The 22,265-nt window shown below is 67.6% G+C and carries 22 protein-coding genes; 16 read left to right on the top strand and 6 right to left on the bottom strand.

What is annotated here, in order from left to right:
- Positions 1-65 precede the first annotated feature (65 nt).
- Genes PSS76_RS20120 through PSS76_RS20110 form a run of 3 tightly spaced genes read left to right on the top strand, consistent with a single transcriptional unit; the run spans position 66 to position 2,777 of the window.
- Entirely contained in the window at positions 66-1,208 is a 1,143-nt protein-coding gene (locus tag PSS76_RS20120) for an acyl-CoA dehydrogenase family protein (RefSeq protein WP_013414655.1), read from the top strand.
- Positions 1,209-1,216: 8 nt separating this feature from the next.
- The gene (locus PSS76_RS20115; protein WP_221296846.1) at positions 1,217-1,897 is read left to right on the top strand and encodes a GntR family transcriptional regulator; all 681 of its coding nucleotides are present in this window, start codon (positions 1,217-1,219) and stop codon (positions 1,895-1,897) included.
- A gap of 37 nt (positions 1,898-1,934) precedes the next feature.
- Complete coding sequence (locus PSS76_RS20110; RefSeq protein ID WP_337456574.1) at positions 1,935-2,777, top strand: oxygenase MpaB family protein; 843 nt, start codon at positions 1,935-1,937, stop codon at positions 2,775-2,777.
- 30 nt (positions 2,778-2,807) lie between these two features.
- Here PSS76_RS20110 and PSS76_RS20105 read toward each other — a convergent pair whose 3' ends face one another.
- From PSS76_RS20105 to PSS76_RS20095, 3 genes are read right to left on the bottom strand one after another with little or no spacing between them, the layout of a single operon-like run.
- A complete protein-coding gene (locus tag PSS76_RS20105) occupies positions 2,808-3,284 on the bottom strand; it encodes a DUF4334 domain-containing protein (protein WP_022593671.1) in 477 nt (158 codons plus the stop codon).
- Positions 3,281-4,411: an NAD(P)-dependent alcohol dehydrogenase gene (locus PSS76_RS20100; RefSeq protein WP_022593672.1), complete on the bottom strand. Its 1,131-nt coding sequence runs from the start codon at positions 4,409-4,411 to the stop codon at positions 3,281-3,283. Before PSS76_RS20100 ends, PSS76_RS20105 begins: the two co-directional genes overlap by 4 nt.
- Positions 4,408-5,670, bottom strand: a complete 1,263-nt coding sequence (locus PSS76_RS20095; protein WP_022593674.1) for a TetR/AcrR family transcriptional regulator — start codon at positions 5,668-5,670, stop codon at positions 4,408-4,410. Before PSS76_RS20095 ends, PSS76_RS20100 begins: the two co-directional genes overlap by 4 nt.
- Positions 5,671-5,952: 282 nt before the next feature.
- On the opposite strand from PSS76_RS20095, the gene PSS76_RS20090 reads away from it, so the two are divergent.
- The 13 genes from PSS76_RS20090 to PSS76_RS20030 all read left to right on the top strand — a co-directional run bounded on the left by PSS76_RS20090 (position 5,953) and on the right by PSS76_RS20030 (position 19,488).
- The gene (locus PSS76_RS20090; RefSeq protein WP_069854716.1) at positions 5,953-6,936 is read left to right on the top strand and encodes an NAD(P)H-dependent flavin oxidoreductase; all 984 of its coding nucleotides are present in this window, start codon (positions 5,953-5,955) and stop codon (positions 6,934-6,936) included.
- On the top strand, positions 6,933-7,715 hold the full coding sequence (locus PSS76_RS20085; RefSeq protein WP_069854717.1) for an enoyl-CoA hydratase: 783 nt from the start codon (positions 6,933-6,935) through the stop codon (positions 7,713-7,715). The genes PSS76_RS20090 and PSS76_RS20085 overlap by 4 nt, the downstream gene beginning before the upstream one ends.
- Before the next feature lie 266 nt (positions 7,716-7,981).
- Positions 7,982-9,580 carry a fatty-acid--CoA ligase FadD5 gene (fadD5, locus tag PSS76_RS20080; RefSeq protein ID WP_005516049.1) on the top strand — a complete coding sequence of 533 codons (1,599 nt, stop codon included), beginning with the start codon at positions 7,982-7,984 and terminating at the stop codon, positions 9,578-9,580.
- A gap of 76 nt (positions 9,581-9,656) precedes the next feature.
- Positions 9,657-10,466 carry an MlaE family ABC transporter permease gene (locus PSS76_RS20075; RefSeq protein ID WP_005516048.1) on the top strand — a complete coding sequence of 270 codons (810 nt, stop codon included), beginning with the start codon at positions 9,657-9,659 and terminating at the stop codon, positions 10,464-10,466.
- Entirely contained in the window at positions 10,466-11,323 is an 858-nt protein-coding gene (locus PSS76_RS20070) for an MlaE family ABC transporter permease (RefSeq protein WP_005516047.1), read from the top strand. The genes PSS76_RS20075 and PSS76_RS20070 overlap by 1 nt, the downstream gene beginning before the upstream one ends.
- A 1-nt stretch (position 11,324) precedes the next feature.
- The gene (locus PSS76_RS20065) at positions 11,325-12,506 is read left to right on the top strand and encodes an MCE family protein (RefSeq protein ID WP_238782299.1); all 1,182 of its coding nucleotides are present in this window, start codon (positions 11,325-11,327) and stop codon (positions 12,504-12,506) included.
- A complete protein-coding gene (locus PSS76_RS20060) occupies positions 12,503-13,549 on the top strand; it encodes an MCE family protein (RefSeq protein ID WP_064058237.1) in 1,047 nt (348 codons plus the stop codon). The genes PSS76_RS20065 and PSS76_RS20060 overlap by 4 nt, the downstream gene beginning before the upstream one ends.
- On the top strand, positions 13,546-14,616 hold the full coding sequence (locus tag PSS76_RS20055) for an MCE family protein (protein ID WP_013414667.1): 1,071 nt from the start codon (positions 13,546-13,548) through the stop codon (positions 14,614-14,616). Before PSS76_RS20060 ends, PSS76_RS20055 begins: the two co-directional genes overlap by 4 nt.
- The gene (locus tag PSS76_RS20050) at positions 14,613-15,728 is read left to right on the top strand and encodes an MCE family protein (protein ID WP_337456573.1); all 1,116 of its coding nucleotides are present in this window, start codon (positions 14,613-14,615) and stop codon (positions 15,726-15,728) included. Before PSS76_RS20055 ends, PSS76_RS20050 begins: the two co-directional genes overlap by 4 nt.
- Positions 15,728-16,768, top strand: coding sequence for an MCE family protein (locus PSS76_RS20045; protein WP_013414669.1), 1,041 nt, complete (start codon positions 15,728-15,730; stop codon positions 16,766-16,768). Before PSS76_RS20050 ends, PSS76_RS20045 begins: the two co-directional genes overlap by 1 nt.
- Positions 16,765-17,976, top strand: a complete 1,212-nt coding sequence (locus PSS76_RS20040) for an MlaD family protein (RefSeq protein WP_013414670.1) — start codon at positions 16,765-16,767, stop codon at positions 17,974-17,976. The genes PSS76_RS20045 and PSS76_RS20040 overlap by 4 nt, the downstream gene beginning before the upstream one ends.
- Positions 17,973-18,563 carry an Rv1363c family protein gene (locus PSS76_RS20035; protein ID WP_013414671.1) on the top strand — a complete coding sequence of 197 codons (591 nt, stop codon included), beginning with the start codon at positions 17,973-17,975 and terminating at the stop codon, positions 18,561-18,563. The genes PSS76_RS20040 and PSS76_RS20035 overlap by 4 nt, the downstream gene beginning before the upstream one ends.
- A gap of 22 nt (positions 18,564-18,585) precedes the next feature.
- Complete coding sequence (locus PSS76_RS20030) at positions 18,586-19,488, top strand: oxygenase MpaB family protein (RefSeq protein ID WP_013414672.1); 903 nt, start codon at positions 18,586-18,588, stop codon at positions 19,486-19,488.
- A 253-nt stretch (positions 19,489-19,741) separates the two neighbouring features.
- On the opposite strand, the gene PSS76_RS20025 is transcribed toward PSS76_RS20030, so the two are convergent.
- The 3 genes from PSS76_RS20025 to PSS76_RS20015 form a co-directional block, all read right to left on the bottom strand.
- Positions 19,742-20,455: a type 1 glutamine amidotransferase gene (locus tag PSS76_RS20025; protein WP_064058240.1), complete on the bottom strand. Its 714-nt coding sequence runs from the start codon at positions 20,453-20,455 to the stop codon at positions 19,742-19,744.
- Entirely contained in the window at positions 20,448-21,704 is a 1,257-nt protein-coding gene (locus PSS76_RS20020; RefSeq protein ID WP_005516030.1) for a Mur ligase family protein, read from the bottom strand. The genes PSS76_RS20025 and PSS76_RS20020 overlap by 8 nt, the downstream gene beginning before the upstream one ends.
- A 123-nt stretch (positions 21,705-21,827) precedes the next feature.
- A complete protein-coding gene (locus tag PSS76_RS20015) occupies positions 21,828-22,208 on the bottom strand; it encodes an SHOCT domain-containing protein (RefSeq protein ID WP_005516029.1) in 381 nt (126 codons plus the stop codon).
- Positions 22,209-22,265 lie beyond the last annotated feature (57 nt).

Here is a 22,265-nt window from a genome sequence, read left to right as displayed (position 1 = left end):
CCGCGGCCGATCGGGGCGTTCGAGCCCTCGCTTCACTCGACTCTTCGCAGGCAGGAGCACATCAGATGACGATCGACTTCACCGCCGAGCAGCAGGCCTTCGCGCAGGCCGTGGCGGCGTTCTGCCGCAAGGAGTGCGGCACTCGCGAGCAGCGTGACGCCCTCACCGGTCGCGGCGAACACAACCACAACCAAGACCTCTACCTGAAGATGGCCGACCTGGGCTGGCTGGGCATCACGGTGCCCGAGGAGTACGGCGGTTCTGCCGGCACCGCAGTCGACATGTGCATTCTGCTGGAACAGGCGGCGCGGGGGATGGCGCCGATCGGCGGGGTGGGCCCCACGCTCATCACCGGCGCCGCGTACGCCAAGTTCGGCACCGACGCCCAGAAGGAGACCGTGCTCGGTGGCATCGTCCGGGGTGCATCCGAGTCGATCTCGATGTCCGAACCCGAGGCGGGCTCCGATGTGGGGAATCTCAGCTGCAAGGCCGAGAAGGTGTCCGGCGGCTGGCTGATCAACGGACAGAAGACGTGGTGTTCCAACGCGCATTTCGCCGAGAACATCCTGTTGGTGGCCCGAACCGATCGCACCGGATCGAAGCACGAGGGGTTGACGATGTTCCATCTGCCGGCCGACACGCCGGGACTGAAGATCAGCGGCATCGCAACGATGGGTGGCAAGGAGGTCAACGACCTCTATCTCACTGACGTGCTGCTCCCCGAGGACGCGGTGGTCGGCGAGGTGGGACAGGGATGGACGCAACTGATGACCGGCCTCAACATCGAACGCCTGATCCTGGGCGCCATGATGCTCGGCACGGCCCAGCGGGCATTCGACGACGCGCTCGAATTCGTCACGCAGCGAAAGCAGTTCGGACGGCCGGTCGGAACCTTCCAGGCGCTGCGGCACCGTATCGCCGACCTCGCGACCGAGATCGAGTGCACCCGGCTACTGGTGTACAACACCGCGCGACTGGTCGACGACAACCCGACGAAGATGTTCCCGCGCGAGGCGTCCATGGTGAAGCTCAAGGCCACGGAGACCGCGAAGAAGGTGGCCCTCGAGGGAATGCAGATGATGGGCGGGTACGGCTACGCCACCGAATTCGACATGGAGGGCCACGTCCGCAAGACCCTGGTCGCGTCGATCTACGGTGGTACCAACGAGATCCAGCGCGACATCATCGGCAAGACGTACGGGCTGTAGGGGGTGCCATGGCTGCGCCGGTTCGGCCCACGCGGCCCCTCCGCCGGACCCAACTCTCCGACGACGTGGCGGCGCACCTGCGTGGTGCCGTCATGTCGGGCCGGCTGCGGCCCGGCGCATTCGTCCGCCTCGACGAGACCGCGGCCGAACTCGGGGTGAGCGTCACCCCGGTGCGGGAGGCGTTGCTGACGCTCCGGGGAGAGGGGATGGTCGAATCGGTCCCCAACCGTGGATACGTCGTCTCGCCGCTGGATCGAGACGACGTGTACGACATCTTCTGGCTGCAGGGCCGGATCACGGTGGAACTGGCGGTGCGTGCCTCCGGTTCGGCGGACGCCGACGACCTGGCGCGGCTCACCGATCTCAACGCGGTTCTCCACGACGCGGTCGGCGCGACCGATGCGGAGCGGATTGCCGAGGCCGAGTACGAGTTCCATCGCGAACTGTGCCGTATCGCGGGCGGCCCCAAGCTTGCCTGGTTCCTGGCCGGCGCGGCCCGGTACACGCCGCATCAGTTGTACGCGGCCGACCCGGAGTGGGGTGCCCTCGCCGTGCGCGCCCACGCGGATCTGATCGCGGCGATCGCGGCCCGCGATGGTGCCGCGGTCGTGCGGCACACTCGGATCCAGTTCGACGACGCGGCCGACCGGCTCGTGGCGCACCTCGAGCGGAGCGGGATCTGGCAATGACCGACCACCGTCCATCACCCGACGAAAGCGACGACCGATGACGATCGATGCCACCACGCGGCCGCGCCGCGCGCTCCCGGACTCCCTGGACCCGCCCGCCGGATCACTGGACCTCGCCGATTTCGTGGGCGAGTCCATGCTGTTGATCGGCGCCGGAGCCACCGTGTTGTTGCAGTTGGCGCTGCCGGGCGTCGGCCGTGGAGTCGCCGAGCACAGCTCGACCCTCGAGCGTCCCCTGGACCGGTTGCGGACGACCATGACGTACGTGTACGCCGTCACCCTCGGCACTCCCGAGGAGAAGCAGGCGGTGGTGCAGCTGGTCAACAAGGCGCACGTCCCGGTGCGGTCGGAGCGGTACAACGCATTCGATCCCGAACTGCAGCTGTGGGTGGCGGCAACGTTGTACCGCAACGGTTCCGACATGTACCGCCGATTCTTCGGTGAACTCGCTGACGCCGACGCGGATCGGCTGTACCGACAGTCCGCGGTGTACGGGACGGCGCTGCAGGTCAGGGACGACATGTGGCCGGCCACCCGTGCCGAGTTCGACGCCTACTGGGACCGGATGATCGAGAGCGCGGAGGTCGACGACCAGGTGCGCGCGTACGTGCGCGGACTGCTCTCCGGCGGTAAGGCCCCGCTACCTGTCCGCTTGACGATGCCGCTGCAGCGCTTCTTCACGATCGGCCTGCTGCCGCCCCGGGTGCGGGACCAGTTCGCCCTGCCGTGGAGCCCGCGCGATCAACGGCGATTCGATCGGCTCATGACCGTCCTGCCCGTCGTCTACCGGCGGGTGCCGCGACCGATACGGCAGGTGACAGCGACGTTCTACCTGTGGGACATGCGCCGGCGCCTTGCGGCACACCGGCATCTGATCTGAGCATCGCCGTCGCGCACGGACGCTGCGGTGTCAGAGTGCGACGTCTCGCTCCAGCCCGAACCAGAAGTGTTCGCCGCCGTCGAACACCAACGTGCCCTTGCCGTTCATGACGCCGATGACGGTGTCGTCGTCGACCTTCTTGAAGTGGTCGGACACCGGCATGCCGTCGTAGACCATCGTCGCGGTCACCTCCCCGCGGAACACGACCTCCCACAGGCTGGCCTCGCCGTGCCCGGTTCCGATGTCGGAGAACAGCTGTCCGTCCTCGCTGCGGCACAGCAGAGGCTGCACGTCGGACTCGCTGGCGAATGCCTTGCCGTACCAATGCGCTCGACGGAGGAGCCCACTCGTGCGATGTCCGGTGTCGAAGTCGAAACCCCGCCAGCGGTATCCGATCAGATCCACGGGCCGACACGGGGCCAAGCGGTCCCAGATCGAATCGAGTTCCCGCGGATCGATCCGGTCGGTGCGCGCCCGCAGCGCGGCGACCTCGTCTCGTACGTTCATGCTCGTCCTCCGGTGTCGTTGTCCGCGAACGTGAGTACCGCCTTGACCACCTCTCCGGACCGTGTCGCGGCGATCGCGTCGTCGATCCGGTCGATCGGGAACGTTCGTACCAGCTTCTCGACCGGAAAGCGACCCTGACGCCACAGGTCGACGAGCATCGGCAGGAACGTCAGTGGATCGGCATCGCCCTCGATGACGCCGGTGAGGGTGCGCCCGTTCAGGAGATGGCTCTGGTCGATCGTGATGGGATTACGTCCGGGCAGTAACCCCAGTGTCGCGCAGACTCCGGGCGGGCGTAGCGAGGACAGTGCATGACGGACAACCTGTTCGGTTCCCACGGATTCCACTGCGAAATCCACACCGCCACCGGACTCGCGGCGAACCGCCCGCCCGACGTCGTCGACGTCGACGGGCGACAGCGCCGCCGTCGCCCCCAGTTCCAGCGCCAGGGTTCGGCGGGCCGAGATCGGGTCCACGGCGATGACGTTCCCGCACCCGGCTACCCGCGCGGCCATGATCGCCGCCATCCCCACGGCGCCGAGCCCGAACACCGCGATCGCCGATCCGGGATCCGGGCGCAGGACGTTGAAGACGGTCCCGGCCCCAGTCTGGAGTCCGCAGCCGAGCGGACCGGCGAGCGCGACCGGCACGTCTGGGGGAAGGCGTACCGCGTTGCGGGCAGAGGCCACCGCGTGTGACGCCATCGAGGATTGACCGAACCAGTTGCCGTGTAGCGCAGTACCGTCGGTGCCGGTCAGCGTGGTGGTCCCGTCGAGCCGGGTTCCACCGTGGTTCAGGGCGGTTGCGTTCTCGCAGTAGGCCGCCCGCCCCCGGCCGCAGTTGCGGCAGGATCGGCACGAGTCGAAGCCGAGGACCACGGGGTCTCCCGGCGTGAGTCCGGCGACACCGACGCCGACGGCCTCGACGATCCCGGCACCCTCGTGGCCCAGAACCGCCGGAAGAGGGAACGGGACACCACCGTCTGCGGCCGTCAGGTCGGTGTGGCAGATGCCCACTCCCTGGATGCGCACCAGAATCTCGTCGTCGCGTATCTCGGGTACCCGGATGGGTTCGAGGCGGAGTGGTCCGCCGTGGGCGCGTAGCACCACTGCGGCCGCTCCGCTCATGCGTCGCTCGTCTCACCGAACAACGTCGCGAGCATCAGCTGCCGGACCCGGGCTTCATTGGCTGCGGTTGACTCGAAGTGCATCACCCGCCCGACGTCGAGTACCAGGCTGAGCGCCGCGTGGACGAGGAAGCGACATTCCGCGACGGACAGATCGGGCCGAGCCTCGCCGAGTAGCAGAGCCCATTCTTCGACATTGAGGCGCTGCGTGTTTCGCAGCGAGGTGCGCTCGGGCGCCGGCAGGCTCCCGATCTCCGCGAAGTACACGCTCATGAGCTCGGACTGGGCGAACGACAGACGCACGTAGACCTCGACCAGCGACTCGAGAGCCTGTCGGGGGGTGTCGGAATTGCCCAGTGCGGTGCTCACCGCGACGGCGAGTCGCTCCGCCGCGCGATGAAAGGTCGCTGCCAGCAGATCCGACTTGCTCGAGAAGTAGCGATACACCCCGGAGGCGTTGATACCCGCGGCCTGGCCGATGTCCTCGATGCTCACCTCGTGGTAGCCGCGCGCCTCGAAAAGCAGGATGGCCTCGTTGAGCACGACTTCGCGCTTGTTGGCCAACGGGATTCCGGCGTTCCTCGGGTGGACTCCGGTGGATGGCGTCTCCGCGGGGAGTTCGGCGCGAGCGATCGATCGGCACGCGCCGAGCAGGAGTCGCTCGAGTCGCCGCGCCGGCAAGGCGGCCCGATGAACGGTGATGCTTCCGATCGCTCCGAGGATCGCGACGCAGATCTGTACCGAGTCCCGGTGGGTGATGTCGGGCCTGATGTCCTCGAGCGTCGCGCCGATGCGACGGTTGACCGCTTCGACGGCTCCCCGGACCGCCGCCCTGTCCGGCGGTTCGAGATAGCGGCTCTCCCACCTATAGAGCCCGGCCGTGCGGCGATGGGCGACGGTGGTCCTGACCGCCGCGAGGATCTGGTGATCGAGCCGATCGACGGGGTCGCCGACCACGTCGGCGTCGTCCTGTGCGACGGCATTCTCCAGGGCTTCGGCGAGATCGGTCGCGGCCTGCGAGAACAGTGCGTACTTGTTCGGGAAATGGCGGTACAGGGCAGGACCCGAGATACCGACGGCCGCGGCGATCTCGTCGATACTGACGCCGTGATAGCCGCGCTCGGTGAAGGCCTCGGCGGCCACCGCGGCGATCTGGGCCTTCCGGTTCTTCGGCCGGCGTCGAATCTCGCTGGTGGGCAGATGCTGCACGTCGATGCGAACGCGCCCAGTGCGGGATCCGGTCTTCGTCCGCTCCGTCACCGAACCTCCTGACGTGTAAGGACTGGTACCGGAAGCATAGCCGAGAGGTGAGTGCCGGTGTCTCCGGTTTCGCTTCCGGATTCGACCGGCGGTCAAATCAATTCGCCTGTAGGTAAGGGGTTGACAAACGAGTCGATCGACACGAAAGTTAACGCCGATTCTCGTACTGATCCGGCCCGATCGCGTTGCCGGACGCTTCACCCCTCGGCTGTTCTCCGGCCACAGCACTGCACCAGGCTCTCGAGGCTCTTGTACCTGTTCCAGGGATCCGAGGAGGTCCATGTGAGAACCCGCTTCACCGAGATGTTCGGAGTGCGCCACCCCATAGTCCAGGGCGGAATGATGTGGGTGGGTCGTGCCGAGTTGGTAGCGGCGGTGGCCGAGGCCGGTGCGCTCGGGTTCCTCACCGCGCTCACCCAGCCCACGCCGGACGCCCTCGCGAAAGAGATCGAGCGCACGAGGCGTCTCACCGACGAGCCGTTCGGTGTCAATCTCACTCTTCTGCCGTCGATCTCGCCGCCGCCGTACGCGGAGTACCGGCAGGTGATCATCGACGCCGGGATCGGGATCGTGGAGACGGCCGGGTCCAACCCCGTGGAGCACCTACCGCATTTCAAGGACGCGGGCGTCAAGGTCATCCACAAGTGCACCAGTGTGCGGCACGCACTCAGAGCCGAGCAGATCGGCGTGGACGCGGTCAGCATCGACGGCTTCGAGTGCGCCGGCCATCCCGGTGAGGACGATGTACCCGGGTTGGTGCTCATCCCTGCCGCCACCCGCAGGCTGAGTATCCCGGTCATCGCGTCCGGAGGTATCGCGGACGCGCGGGGTCTGGTCGCGGCACTCGCGCTCGGCGCCGACGGCGTCAACATGGGTACCCGCTTCATGTGCACAGCGGAATCGCCGGTCGCCCAAGAGGTCAAGGAACGGATCGTCGCCAACAGTGAGCTGGAAACGCGATTGATCTTCCGGACACTCGGGAACACGGCTCGGGTCGCGGCGAACACGGTGAGCGCCGAGGTGATCGACATCGAATCCCGCGGTTGCGAATTCGGCGACATCGCGGATCTGGTCGCCGGAGCGCGGGGCAGGCGGGTGTTCGAGCGGGGTGAGCTGGACGCGGGCATCTGGACCGCAGGCCAGAGTCAGGGATTGATCGAGGACATTCCCAGTTGTGACGACCTGGTTCGGCGGATGATCGGAGAGGCCGAGGCGATCATCCGCGACCGCCTCGCCGGTGCGATCGAGGAAGGGGTTCGGGTATGACCACGACGACGGGCGACGGCCTGCGGCGGGAATTGAAGGACTCCGTTCTCGAGCTGACGATCTCACGACCGGAACGGATGAATGCCGTCGACATGTCGACGATGCGGGAGCTCGGTGCCGCGATCCGTGAGGCAGGGTGCGACCCGAGCGTGCGATCCATCCTGATCACCGGGACGGGGCCGGCGTTCTGCACGGGCGCCGACCTGGCTGCCGGTGCCGTGAATCCCGCCGATCCCACGGTCGTCATGGACGTCGCCAACGAAGTGATCCGCGCGATCGTCGAGGTGCCGGTCCCGGTTGTTGCGGCGGTGAACGGTCCGGCCGCCGGGGTCGGGGTGTCGATCGCGCTCGCGGCCGATCTCACGTACGCGGCCGAAAGTGCGTACTTCCTGCTCGCGTTCGTCGGTGTCGGCCTCATGCCGGACGGTGGGTCGAGCGTGTTGGTGTCGGCATCGATCGGACGGGCGAAGGCAGCAGAGCTGGCGCTGCTCGGGGAGCGGCTGTCCGCTGCCGAGGCGGATAGCTCAGGCCTGGTCTCGAGGACGCTGCCGGACGGCGACTTGCTCGATCATGCTCGGGACGTGGCCGGCAGGCTTGCCGCGGGCCCGCGTCGCGCACTGGAACTGACCAAGCGGGCGCTCGCGGCCGCAACGCTGGCGGCACTCGACGACGCGCTCGAGCGAGAGAAGATCGGCCAGGCGGAGCTCCTCGCTTCTCCGGACTTCGCGGAAGGTGCCGCAGCGATGCTGCAGAAGCGGAAGCCGCGATACAGCGGCTAGCGGAATTCGCATCCACTTCCGCCGCCCCTGGACCGGCCGCTACGTCGCGGAGACGAGGCTACTCGCGCGTGCGAAAAGCGCAGGAAGCGAACCGAGTCGGAGTGAACCTGGCGTTCCGGTCGCCACATCGCCGGCACGGTCGACCGCACGAGAATCGCAATTAACAAAACGAGCCTCGAAACCACTCAAACCATGTAATCTGCATCACATCGAACCATGGGTCCGGTCAGGTCGGGAGGACCCGCCACGCACGAGAGGAACCCTCGATGGTCACTTCCGCTGCTGTGCCTGCCGCCTTGCTCGAGGCGCAGCGATCGCGTCGAACCAACTGGAACAACCAGGTGGCCCGGCACGCTCGCATGATCCCGGATCGTCCGGCGCTGCGTTTCCAGGGCGCGTCGATCACGTGGTCGACGCTGCACGAGCGGGTCGAACGGCTCGCCGACGCGCTTTCCCGCCGGGGCGTCGAGTTCGGCGACCGGGTGCTGATCCTGATGTTGAACCGTCCCGAGTACCTCGAGGCCGTGCTGGCGGCCAACGCTCTCGGTGCGATCGCGGTCCCTGTGAACTTCCGCATGACCGTTCCCGAGGTGGCGTTCCTGGTGCGCGACAGCGGCGCCCGTGCTGTCGTCGCCGATACGACGCTGGCCCCGCTCGCCGCGGCCGTCCGGGCCGAGACCGGCAGTCTGGAGCTGTCCGTCACGGTCGGAGGGGAGACGACCGGCGACACCCTCGGGTACGAGGAGCTGATCTCGGAGGTTGGCACTCCCCGCGTGCCCCTGGATGTTCCGGACGACACGCCGGCGCTCGTCATGTACACCTCCGGCACCACCGGTCGACCCAAGGGTGCGGTGCTCACCCACAGCAACATGGAGGCGCAGGCGCTCACCTGTATCCGTGCGTTCCAGCTCAACCGCTCCGACGACATCGGGTTCTGCGCGTCGCCGATGTTCCACATCGCGGCGCTGGGGTCGATGGCCCCGAGCCTCATGCTGGGTCTCACCACCGTCATCTACCCAGTCGGCGCGTTCGATCCCGGCGCACTCCTCGACGTTCTCGAGGAGGAGCAGGTCACCACGCTGTTCCTCGTCCCGGTGCAGTGGCAGGCGGTATGCGCGGTGCAGCAGGCGCAACCGCGAAAGCTGAAGTTGCGCGGCATCTCCTGGGGTGCGGCGCCCGCCTCGGACACCGTGCTTCGGGCGATGGCCGAGACGTTCCCCGACGCGTCCAACGTCGCGGTGTTCGGGCAGACCGAGATGTCGCCGATCACCTGCGTGCTCGACGGTGACGACGCGCTGCGCAAGCTGGGTTCGGTCGGTCGGGTGATTCCGACCGTCCAGGCCCGGGTCGTGGACGACGACATGAACGACGTCGCCCCGGGCGCGGTGGGTGAGATCGTCTATCGCGGCCCGACGATGATGCTCGAATACTGGCAGAACCCCGCCGCGACCGCGGATGCGTTCCACGGCGGATGGTTCCACTCCGGAGATCTGGTTCGAGTGGACGACGAGGGGTTCGTCTACGTGGTCGACCGCAAGAAGGACATGATCATCTCCGGTGGTGAGAACATCTACTGCGCCGAAGTGGAGAACGCGCTCTTCGCGCACCCGAAGATTCTCGAGGCGGCCGTGATCGGGCGCCCCGACCCCAAGTGGGGCGAGATCCCGGTGGCCGTCGTGGCACTTCGGCCGGATGCGGGTGGCGAACTCACTCTCGAGGAGTTGCAGCCGTTCCTGGACGAGCAACTGGCCCGGTACAAGCATCCCAAGGCTGTTGTCTGTGTGGAAGCGTTGCCGCGCAACGCGAGTGGAAAGGTCGTCAAGGGCGATCTGCGGGGCGGGGCGTCGCCCGTCGTCCAGGGCTGAGTGCGGGGTCCGGCGCCGCGCGGCAGGGGCGCGTCGTCAGGTCGAGGGTCGAAACGGAACTGGGGAGGGCCGGCGCATGACCTACGAACTACCCCCCGCGAAGGGGCCGGTGCAGGACGTCGCGCTCCAGGGCGGGTACCTCATCGGCTTTTCCGTGCAGGCGATGGTGTCGTTGGCCAGAGCTCTCCTTCGCGGTCGGCTGTCGCTCGAGGAGACCGTGAAGCAGACCCTGTTCATCGGCAGGGTCAGCACCGGTCCTTCTCTGCTGCTGATGGTGCCGATCGGTGTGTTCGTCGCGGTGTCGGTCGGTGAGCTCGCCGGGCGGATCGGTGCCGGCGGCTATTCCGGTGCGGTGGTGGCGTTCATCATCGTCGGGCAGGCCTCCGCGCTGGTCTGCGCGCTGATGATGGCGGGGGTGGCCGGCTCGGCGATCTGCACGGATCTGGGCTCACGGAAGATCCGTGAGGAGATCGACGCCATGGAAGTCATGGGTATCGACGTGGTCGAACGGCTCGTCGCCCCGCGACTGCTGGCTGCCGTGGTGGTCTCGGTGGCGCTGTGTGCGATGGTGACCTTCGGTGGCGTGATGGCGTGCTACCTGTACCACATCTACGTCCAGCACCTGCCCGCCGGAACGTTCCTGGCGACATTCGGTCAATACGGCCGGACAGCGGATTTCGTGATGGCGCTCGTGAAAGCCGCGATCTTCGCTCTCACCTCTACGCTCGTCGCGACGTTCAAGGGGTTGCACGCGAAGGGTGGTCCGCGCGGTGTCGCCGACGCCGTCAACGAGGCCGTCGTGATCGCCTTCGCGCTCGTGTTCGTCGTGAACACCGCGTTGTCCGCGCTGTACACCGTGATCGTCCCGGCCGTGGGAGCGTATTGATGGTTGCCTTCGACACCCGGGTGCGCCTGCGCCGGGCGATGCGGCCGGCGTCCGCCGTGGTCGACGGACTCGCCGACGTCGGCCGGCACGTCACGTTCTTCTTCCGCACCCTGGTTTCGCTGCCCTACGCGGCGACGCGGTATCGCAAGCACGTGTTGGCGCAGATCAGCGAGGTCAGCTTCGGAACCAACTCTGTGCTCTCCGGCGGCGGAACCATCGGGATCGTGTTCGCGATGTCACTCGCCGCCGCGATGATGCTCGGAGTCGAGACGCAGCGCGGACTCGAACTGGTAGGCATGACAACCCTTTCCGGGATGTTGTCGGCCATCGCCAACACGCGGGAACTCGCGCCGGTGGTGGTCGCGATCGCGCTCGCCGCGAAGGTGGGCACCGGGTTCACCGCGCAACTCGGGGCGATGAGGATCTCCGACGAGATCGACGCACTCGACTCGATGGGGGTGCGGTCGATCCCGTTCCTGGCCGGCACACGGGTGCTGGCGGCAATGGTGTGTGTGCTCCCGATCTTCATGATCGGACTGCTCGCCAGCTATCTGTCGACCCGTCTGGTGATCGTGGTGTGGGGTGGCGCCTCGGCGGGCACCTACGACTACTTCTTCCACCTTGCGCTGTCGCCGGTGGACCTCGTCTACGCCGCGATCAAGGCCATCGTGTTCGCGGGAGTTGTTGCACTGGTGCACTGTTCGTACGGATACTTCGCCTCGGGTGGACCGGCCGGTGTGGGTCAGGCGGCGGGACGGGCGCTGCGTACCGCGATTCTCGCGATCGGGGTGTTGGACGTGCTCATGACGTTCGCGCTGTGGGGGCTGGTCCCGACGATCCCCGGGATGGGGGTCTGAGATGGACGTCTACTCGCGGCGTCGAACCGCCTTCGTCCTGCGGGGCGCCGTGGCCGTGCTGGTCGCGGTGGTGGCGGGAACGGCGATGGTGCTGCGGGGAACCGGCCAACTACATCGGGACCCGGAGGTGCTCGTCGCGATACCGGCCTCCGCGGGGCTCGTCAACGGCGAGGCGCCGGTCCGTTACAGCGGCGTCGATGTCGGTCGCATCGCCGGGATCGACTCGGGGACCGAATCGTCGGTTGTCCGACTTCGGATCGACTCGGATTCGATCGACCTGATCCCCGCCGCCGTACTGGCGCGAGTCGTTCCCCGTACCTTCTTCGGGGACATTTACATCCAGCTCGTCGACGATCCCGTGGGACAGCCGCAAGGGAGCCTGGCCGACGGCGACGAGGTGCGGGCCGACACCGGTCCGGACGCGGTGGCCCTGTACGCGGTCTACACTCGTCTGGTCGACATCCTCGACCGGATGCAGCCCCAGAACATCCAGGTCGCGCTGTCCGCGATCTCCCATGCGCTGGACGGTCGCGGAGCCATGGTCGGCCGGATCGTCGATCGACTCGACGGGGCGTCGCAGACGTTGGCCCCCGCGGTGCGGACGTTCCTCGACTCGACTCCCGACTTCCGATCCGTGCTGCAGACGTTGCACACCGCCAGCCCCGACGTGCTCGCGACGCTGTCGTCGTCGACGAACGTGTCGCAGAGCATGGTCGACAATCGGCAGGCGCTCGACGAAACCATCGAATCCGCAGCGAGTTTCGCGCCGGTGTTCACGGGATTCGTCGGTGAGCAGCGCGACCGCGTGGTGACAGTGGTCGATTCGGCCGGCACGATTCTGGCCACTACCGCGGCGAACCCCGCCGGCCTGGTCGACACGCTCGAGGGCGCGCGCACCTTCGGTGCCGCGGGTGCCCGTGTGTTCGCCACCGGTCACTTCGACATCACCGCCGTCCCGACGTTTGCCGACCCCATGCCGTACACCGCCGCCGACTGCCCCGCCTACGGCGGGCAACCCGGCGACTGCGGTCCTCCGTCCGTCGCCGGGGGAGCGGACGAGCAGGAGGCCTTCCGGCTGCTGGAGGAACGCCTGCTCGGGGACACTGCCGTGGCGGCACGGAATCCGGCCTCCACCTTCATGCTGGGTCCGCTCGTCCGGGGAACCGAGGTGCGGATCCGATGAAGCTCGGGTGGGTTCCGATCGCGAAGGTGTTCGGCTTCTGTGCAGTGGGAGCGGCGTGCGCGTCGCTGGTCGCCAACACCCTCTCGGTTCCCGTACGTGGGGACAGCGAGCGGTACACGGTCGAGTTCACCGACGTCGAGGGCCTGCACGAGGGAAACCCGGTGACGATGGCCGGGGTCCGGGTGGGCCGCGTCGATTCCATCGCCTTCGCCGATGCGGGCGGCGGGACCAGCAAGGCGGTCGTGGGGATCGAGGTGTCGTCCGACCACTCGCTCGACCGGAACACCACTGCGGCCGTGCGCTACGGCGACATGCTCGGTGCCCGGTACGTAGCCCTCAGCCCTCCCGACGATGTCGCCCTGCAACCGGACGCCGGCGTCGCGTCGGACACCCTCGAGCCCGGGGGTGTGATCCCCCTCGACCGCACCACTCCGCCGGTCGACCTCACCGCACTGATGAACGGATTCGCGCCGCTGTTCGACGCGTTGGGGCCGGCCGAGGTCAACACGCTGACCCGAAGTTTCGTCGAAACCTTCGACGGGCAGGGCGCCACCGTGGCGGCCCTGCTCGACCGGATCGCCACCCTCGCCGGTGATCTCGCGGACCGGAGCGGAGTGTACGAGCAACTCCTCACGAACATGAACGCCCTGATGACTTCCGTCGACCGGCGGCAACCGCAACTCGAGCAGCTCGTCACCGGTCTGCGCGACCTGAGCACGTCGGTGGTCGGCAGCAACGACAGGCTGGCCGTCCTGCTCGACGACGGCAATCGTGCCGTCGCCTCCCTCGCCGCGGCGTTGACCCGCTCGCAGGGTGCCTTCGGGGCATCGGTCACCGATCTGAAGTCCGTGACCGACACCTGGATCGCCGACACTCCCGCCTTCGAGCAGTTCGTCGCGAAGATGCCGCAGTTCGCGGACGGGGTGAACAGCATCAGCGCCTACGGCGGCTTCGTGAGTCTCTATCTGTGCAATTTCGTCCTGAAGGCCGGCGACGTCGAAGCGAACATCTTCGGCGGCACCCACTCGGAGGTGTGCCGATGATGTTCGTGGTCAAAGTGATCGACGTCGTCGTCGGCGCGTGGCTGTTCCTGTTCCGTGGCGAGCGTCGCCCCGGATCCGGCGCCCCGCTCGCACTCGGAACCGTCGGCATCGTGTTGCTCGTGGCCGGTCTCGCCGCGGCGATCGGAATCCCGAAGCTCTGGTACCTGTCCCGAACCAGTCCGTACTCGGCCGAATTGGCGAACGCCAGTGGGCTGTCCGACGGCGACCCCGTCTACGTCGCCGGTGTCCCCGCTGGTCGGGTCGAGGGAATCGACATTGCGGGGAACCACGTGCGGGTGGACTTCCGGCTCGACGACGGGCAGCCCCTCGGTAACCGGACCACCGCCTCGGTGCGTCTCGAAACCGTGCTCGGCAAGCGCTACCTCGAGGTGGTCCCGGCCGGCGTCGTCACCGCCGAGAATGCCGATGCGACCGCGGCGAACGTCATTCCGCTCGCGCGTACCACGGTGCCCTACAGTCTCGACGACATGAGCCGTGATGCGACCGACGCGGCCACCGAGATCGACACCGCATCGCTGGAAGCGATGATGAGGACGCTGTCGGAGGTGATGCCGGACGACCCCGAGCAGCTCGGCCGGGTTCTCGCCGGTGTCAGTGGGGCGTCTGCCGTGGTCTCCCGGAACGCCGAGCAGATCGACCAGCTCCTGGAGATGTCCAGATCGGTGTCGGATCTGGCTGTTCGACAGGGAGATTCGCTGTCGACTACGGTCGCCAATGCGCAGACGATCGTCCGCACGCTCGCGGTGCGCAGGGAAGTCCTCACCGAACTGGTCGAGAATCTGCGTTCGGTGCTGTCGTCTCTCGCGTCCACCTACACCGAGCACGAGGAGGAGTTCGGGCAGATGACGACGAACCTCGTCGACGTGACGGACACGTTGCAGCGCAACGCCGATCACATCGGACAGATACTCGACCGGCTCCCTCGGGCCCTGCGAGCGGCTACCGACGCGACGGGCAACGGGGCGTGGACGGACGTCACCGCCCCGGCCGCAGTCGTGCCGGACAACCTGCTGTGCGCACTCGGTGTCATGCAGGGGTGCCGATGACCGCCCCGAGGACTCCCCGCAGAATCGGCAGAACCGTGCTGGCGTTCGTCCTGGTGGCGGCCGTCGCGGCGGGTGCCTGGTACGTCTTCGCTCGAACAGACCGCACCACGACCGTCCGGGTCGACTTCGCCTACGTCAACGGTCTCTACGCCGGCAGCAATGTGACGGTGCTCGGCGTCCCGGTCGGCACCGTGGAGAAGGTGGAACCGATGGGCACGTTCGTGCGCGTGATCGCGTCGGTGCCTGCGTCGGTGGAGCTACCGGCGGATGTGCACGCGTATGTGCTCAACCCGTCCGTGATCAGCGACCGGCACCTCGAGTTCGACCCGGCGTACCAGGGCGGTCCGAGGCTGCAGGACGGAGACGTCGTCCCGCTCGGCCGCAGTCACGCTCCGATCGACTTCGACGGCCTCATCGGCAGCCTCGCCACCCTCGCCGAGGCGCTGGGGCCGGAAGGCGGGAACGCCGGCGACCTGCTGTCGCGTGCCGCGTCCGGCCTGCAAGGGCGCGGCCACGACTTCAATCGCGCCGTACGGGACCTCGGTGCCGCGACCGGTGTCGTGGGAGCTCGGAGCGAGGACATCGGTGCCGTCGTCGAGAACCTGAACACCCTGATGGCGCAGCTCGACGACCGCCAGGTCAGCCTCGACGCGCTCGTGTCCGATCTCGCTGCGCTCGGCGACGAGTGGTCCACACAGGATCTCGATCTGTCCGAGCCGCTGCAGGACCTGGCGACGGTCTTCGACCAGATCGACCGGTTCACCGCGGAGCACGGGGACGATGTGGGGGCCGTCGCGCAGAACCTGACGGCACTCGGCGGCACACTCGTCGCGAACAGGTCGGGCCTCGCCGAGTTCATGGATCTGGTGCCGCTGTTGATGCAGAACCTGTCGCAGACCGTCGGGCCGGACGATCGCGGTCGCATCCGGCTCAACGTCTCCACTGCGCTCACGCAGTTCGCGGTGGCTCAGCCCCTGTGCGAGCAGTACCCGATGCCGCTGTGTACGGGCGCCGGATTCACCAACCCGATCTCCTTCCCGATCAGTGCCTCCGACCCGCTCGGGTTGGCGACGCTGCTCTCGGGCGGGATGGCCCCGGCCGGAGGGAACTGATGCGGCGCGCAGCAGTGGTCGTCGGGGGAGCGCTGGTCGGCGCGGTGCTGGTCGCGGGGTGTGGTGCGGGGATCCAGGACCTGCCACTGGGTCGCACCGTGCCGGGGGACACCTACACGGTCCACGTGCAACTCGCGCACGCGGACGGCCTCCTGACTGGTGCCGACGTGCGGAACGGTCAACGCGTCGTCGGACGGGTCTCCGACCTGTCGACCGACACTGTCGGTGCAATCGTGGATCTGAATCTGTCATCGTCGGTCGCACTTCCGGAGAACGTCGAGGTGGCGGTCGAACTCCCGTCGGCTCTCGGAAGTCCGTTCATCCGCCTGCGTGCGCCCGAGCAGCCGTCCACCGAGATGCTCGCCGACGGCGACGTGATCGCCGAGTCGCGCACCGAGGTCGGGCCACAGATCGAGAGCGCGCTCGCGGCACTCGGCACGATCCTCACCGGCAGCGGCTTCGATCAGTTGCAGACCGTGCTGGACGAGCTGAACGTCGCGTTCGCCGGCCGTCCCCGACAGGTGCGGGACCTCCTCGGCACCGTCACCACGCTCACGGGGACTGCGATGTCACATCGGCAGGAGTTCGACACCGCGATGGAGTTGGCCGCGGACATCTCACGCCGATTCGCGGCCCAGCAGCAGACGATCGACCAGTTCCTCGACATCGCGCCGGAGGTGACGAACGTGCTTGTGGGGCAGCGGGAGCGAATCTCGACTCTGCTCGACTCGAGTGCGGCGCTCGCCGGTCACCTCGACTTCGTGCTGTCACAGGCGTCGACGGGGCTGGACGCGATGCTCGGCGACACCGCCACGGTGTTGGCGTCGCTGAGTTCGTTCAACGCGAGTATCGGCGAAACCCTCACCACCATGAACGGTTTCCTCGACAACTTCGGCGGGGCCGTCGAGGGTGACTACCTGATGTTCGACGGCACCCTCGACATCCCAGGTTCCATCGAGAACCTGCTGACGGGCAGTACGGCGCCCCTGCCGGCCGAGGCCGGGTCGCTGGAGTCCCTGCTGTCGGGAGGAATCCGATGAGGCGAGTCGTCCTGGTCCAGTTGGTGCTCTTCGCGATCACCGCCGCCGTGGTCGTGCCCTTCGGCATCGCCTACGTCGCGGGCCCGGGCGCATTCCGGGATCCGATCCGGTTGCACGCGAACATGTCCAATGCTCTCGGGCTCACCGCGGCAACGAGCGTCACCTATCGCGGCGTACAGGTGGGGAAAGTGGCCTCGGTGGTGTTGGTGCCCGATCGGGGCGGCGCCCGGATCGAGTTCGATCTCGATGCGGGTACCCGGATTCCGCGGGACAGCATCGCGAAGGTCGGAATGGGGACCGTCGCCGGCATCCAGAGCGTGGACATCTTCCCGAACACCGACACCGGACCGTTTCTCGCGGACGGCGACGAACTCGCGGCGCCGCAGGATCTGCAGCCGGTCCAGATGGACCGATTGATGGGCGATGCCGCGAAGCTGCTCGACGGCATCGCCCCCGACGCGGTCGGCACGCTGGGCACCGAGCTGGGGGCGTCGTTCGAGGGTCTCGGCCCGACCCTCTCCGGATTGATCGAGGACGGAGACCGGATCAGCACGCTGCTGGGCGAGCAGGCCCCACAGTTGCGGTCGCTGCTCGTACGCAGTGCGAACCTGCTGGGCACGATGTCCGCCACCGGGGATTCGTTCGTGCGCGGGACCGGCGCGGCCCGCACGTTCACCGAACAGTTGGACACCAGCGGTCCCGTGCTGGTCTACCTCCTCGACCAGTCGCCCGCCGCGCTGAACCGGACCCGGGACCTGTTCGATCGCTATCACGATTCCTTCGGTGCGCTGCTCGCGAACCTCGCCACGGTCACTCCGGTCATATCCGACCGAAGTAACGCTCTCGCGGCCGGACTCGACGAGATCCCTGAGGGACTCGGCAAACTCGAGTCGATCGTCAAGGGGGATCGTGCGCAGTTCGCGCTCGTCGCGACGCAGGGACCGGTGTGCAACTACGACACCGCCCGGCGTGCGGTAGGCGACCTCACTCCCGCCGAGCCGAACCTCACGTTGTACTGCCCGCCCGGAGAGAACATCGCCCAGCGCGGATCGCGAACGGCTCCGCGCCCCGACGATCTCGGGTTGCAGAACGCGACCACTCCGGGAACGGTCATCGGTCCGCCGATGGCGGCGGACCCGATCCTCGTTCCCACCGGGGCCGAGGCGCTCGACCAATGGAATCACCTCCTGGAGGAGCTCGGAAGATGACGGAACAGAAGCGGGACGCCGCCAACGCCGCCGCACCGGTCACCACGCTGCCGGAACCCGCGCCGGAAGGCGTCGCCACGGAGCCGCGCGAAAAGCGACCTGCAGCGAAGGCCGCCCGAAGCTTCGGCCCGGTGCCGGTTGCAGTGCTCTGCGTGCTCGCCGTCGTGTTCGGCGCACTCGCCGGCTGGCAGTGGTGGGAGCAGCGGCAGCTCGACACGCTGCGCGACCAGGCCGTCGAGACCACCCGCGACTACGCGCAGACCGTGGCGTCGTTCGACTACCAGAACCTCGATGCCAACCGCGACAAGATCGCCGGGATGTCCACCTCCGAGTTCACCGGCCAGTACAACAAGATGGTCGACGCGCTGCGGAGCCTTGTCACCGACGGGCAGGGGCAGGCGACGGCAACCGTCTCGAACATCGGTGTCGAGAGCGTGGACGAATCCAGTGCGGTCGTCCTGGCCTTCGTCGACCAGGAGGCGAAGAATGTGGTTGCCCCCGAGGGTAAGTCGCAGAAGTACCGAATGGTCGTCACCCTCGAACGAGACGGTGACCGTTGGATCGTCGACAACGTCGAGACCAAGTGACCGCGGACGACGGAGGGGATTCATGCCGACCCGCTACCTCGACCTCCCCGGCGCCGAACCGCGCCTGACGAACGAGCGCACCCGGATCCGCATCGCGACCACTCCTCGCCGCGGCGGACGGCCGGCGCGGATCGCCGACGCGCTCGACTTCTGGTCGTTCGCGGGCGGCGCGGCGAACGTGGTGATGCAACTGTCGTGGCCGGAGGTGGGCCACGGCGTAGCGGAGAGCAAGGTCGAGTCCGGCAGCCTGGCCAAGCATCCATGGAAGCGTGCTCGCACCACGTTCACCTACCTGTCGGTGGCGATTCTCGGTTCGGACGACGAACGCCGGGCATACCGGGAGGCGGTCAACGGAGCCCACCGGTACGTCCGCTCCGACGAGAACAGCCCGGTGTCTTACAACGCGTTCAACCGAGAGTTGCAGTTGTGGGTGGCGGCGTGCCTGTTCATCGGGTTCGAGGACACACACCAGCTGCTGCACGGCAGGATGACACCCGAGCAGGCCGAGGAGTTCTACCGGTCGTCGTCGACGCTCGGCACGACGTTGCAGGTCACCGAGGACATGTGGCCGGCGACGCGGGCCGATTTCGACCGGTACTGGAACATCGCCTGCGAGCGCGTCGCGATCGACGAGACCGTCCGGGACTACCTGAACGATCTGATCGCGTTGCGCATGGTTCGCCCGCCTCTGCGTCTCGTGTTCGGTGACCTGCTGAGGTTCCTCACGACGGGCTTCCTGCCGCCGCTGTTCCGCGAGCAACTCGGGATGGAGTGGAACGAGGACGATCGCCGCCGCTTCGAGCACCTCTTCGTCTTCGTGTCTTTCGTGAACCGGTTCGTGCCCCGATTCGTCCGGCACTTGCCGAGTCGGGTGCTCATGCGGGATCTGCAACGCCGGATCCGCTCCGGGAAGCGGCTCGTGTAACGCACAGGACGCGAAATCCGGGGCGCGGTCACAACTCGGAAAACTGGCGCCGGAAGCATTGCAGGGCGCTACCGGCGGGCGTAGTTTCAGTAGTGCGGATCGAGTAAGTAATCGGAAACGGTGAAAGTCTCGTGAAACAGAGATGCGGCCGAGGATGTGAAAGCATTCCCGGCCACACCCCTGTTCGGGGCACTTTCGCGTCCGCGAGAAGGCCCGAGTCGACTCGGCAGGGATCGCGCGCGACTGCTCCGACTCAGCGCACCCGCAACCGCTCGCGGCGCAGCAGATCCACTTCGGGTAGATCGAGCGGCGCGAGTTCGTCCACACCCAGGGCGCGCTTCAGCAGCAGGTCGGCGAGTTCCGGGTTCCGGGCGAGCACCGGTCCGTGCATGTACGTGCCGATCACCGAGCCCTGCGTGACACCCTCGAGTCCGTCGCCGACGCCGTTGCCGACACCGCGGGTCACCCGCCCCACCGGCTTGGCGTCGGGGCCGAGTGTCGTTCCCCCTCTGTGGTTCTCGAACCCGGACAGTGGTGCGGTGAGGCCGTCTATCAGCGGTGTCGTGACGACCTCGCCGATCGAGCGCGTCGCCTGCGGGGACGTGGTGGCGTCGAGCATCGACACGCCCTCGACCCGCTCGCCCGACGACGTCTCGTACCAGTGCCCGAGAACCTGGATGGCCGCGCAGATCGCGAGCACAGGGGCGCCGCGTTCGGCGGCCTTCTGCAGTCCCGGGTAGGTGGTGAGGTGCCGCGTCGCGAGGCGCTGCGCCGAGTCCTCGGCGCCACCGAGGGTGTAGACGTCGAGCGATTCGGGGACGGGATCGCCGAGCGTGATCTCGACGACCTCGGCGTCGTAGCCGCGCATGCGCAGGCGCTGGCGCAGGATGAGGGCGTTTCCGCCGTCGCCGTAGGTGCCCATGACGTCGGGCAGGACCAGGCCGATGCGGACCGTCGACTCAGACATCGCGGCTGTTCTCCTTCGCGATCGCGGTGTTGAGGTCACGGAACGCCGTGTAGTTCGCCAGCACCTCGACCCGTCCGGGCGGGCACGACGCGATCGCACGCATCGGGTCGTGCTCGAGCGTGTGCTCCACGCCCGCGTAGGTGAGCCGGACCGCGAGGTCGGTGCCGCGTTCGCCCGCGGCGACCACCTTGACGCCCTCGAAGTGCTCGAAACGCACGTCCCACAGCCAGGACAGGTCCTCGCCGTCGGGGACCTGGCCGTTGACGGCGATGACGAGGCCGTCGACGCTGTGGTCGATCATCGACAGCGCTTCCTGCCAGCCGGCCGGGTTCTTCGCGAGCAGCATGTGCACGGAGTGCGCGCCCACCTGGACGGTGCTGTACCGGCCGGCGACCTCGTCGACGATCGATGCGGCGGCGACCGCGTCCTCGGCTCTCGCCCCCATCGCGACCGCTGCCGCGACGGCCTGTGCCGCGTTGCCGCGGTTCGCCTTGCCGGGCAGTGTCAGCTTCATCGGGATCACGAGCCCGTCCGGGCCGTACAGATTGTCGTCGTCGAGCCACCAGTCCGGCGTGGGGCGCGCGAAGTCGGACCCGGTACTGCGCCAGTGCGGCCCGTCCCACACGATCGGTTCGCCGGTGCGTGGGCAGCTCACCGAGTCGTTGGCCCACCCCCCGCCGGCGGCGACCCACACGACGTTCTTGCAGTCGTACGCGACGGAGGTGACGAGAACGTCGTCGCAGTTCGCGACCACGACGGCGTCGGGGTGCCTCTGGAGTCCGGCGCGCAGCGCGCGCTCGATCATGTTTATCTCACCGACCCTGTCGAGCTGGTCGCGGCTGAGGTTCAGCAGGACCACGACCTCGGGGTTCACGGCGTCGGACACGTGCGGTACGTGCAGCTCGTCGACCTCGAGCGCCGCCAGCGGCGCGTCCGGGCGGGCGGTGAGCGCAGCGACGATGCCCGCGTCCATGTTGGCGCCGTCCGCCTGGGTGGCGACCTCGTCGAGCGTCGCCAGCGCGGCGGCCGTCATCCGGGTCGTGGTGGACTTGCCGTTGGTGCCGGTGATGACCACGCTGCGCCGTCCGCGACCGAGCTGCTGCATGAGCGTCGGATCGATCTTCAGCGCGATGAGGCCACCGATCATCGACCCCTTGCCGCGTCCGGCCTTCTGTGACGCCCAGGCCGCAGCGGCGGCGGCGCGCATGGCGAGGCGTCCACGCAGGTTGATTCGAGTGCTGGTTCCCACGTGACGAGTTTTCCACAGGCCCGAGCGGGCCGTCGCCCGGCGCTGCGGTGCCGCTCTGTGAATGACGACGCCGCGCCCCCGATCGGGAGCGCGGCGTCGTGAAGAGCGGAGCGTGTGACCGGGTCAGCCCGCCAGCGCTTTGGCCTTGAGCGACTCGAACTCCTGTTGCGTGATGGTGCCCGCGTCGAGGAGCGCCTTCGCGTCGGCGATCTGTTCGGGGCCCGACTTGCCCGCGACCTGGCGGATGTAGGCGTCCTGCGCGCTCTGCATGTCGTGGGCGGCACGAATCGAGCGCTTCGTCATGTTGTCGCCGTTGACGATGAGATAGATCAGCGCGGTGATGAACGGCAGGATGATCAGGAAGACCACCCAGATCGCCTTGACCCAGCCGGACGTCTTGTGGTCTCGGAACAGGTCCGTGATGATCGAGAACAGCAGCATCAGGTACGCGACGAACGCGAAGCTGACGAGAATCACCCAGAGAAAATCCCAGAAAGAGTCCATCGGTAGAGCTCCATTCACGTGTCCTGACGAAAGTGCACCTGACTTTGACACATCGGA

Origin of the sequence: Prescottella sp. D32 (assembly GCF_037287305.1) — a bacterium.
In the GTDB taxonomy this organism is placed as follows: Bacteria; Actinomycetota; Actinomycetes; order Mycobacteriales; family Mycobacteriaceae; genus Prescottella; species Prescottella equi.
This window is presented reverse-complemented; position numbering and strand designations above follow the sequence as displayed.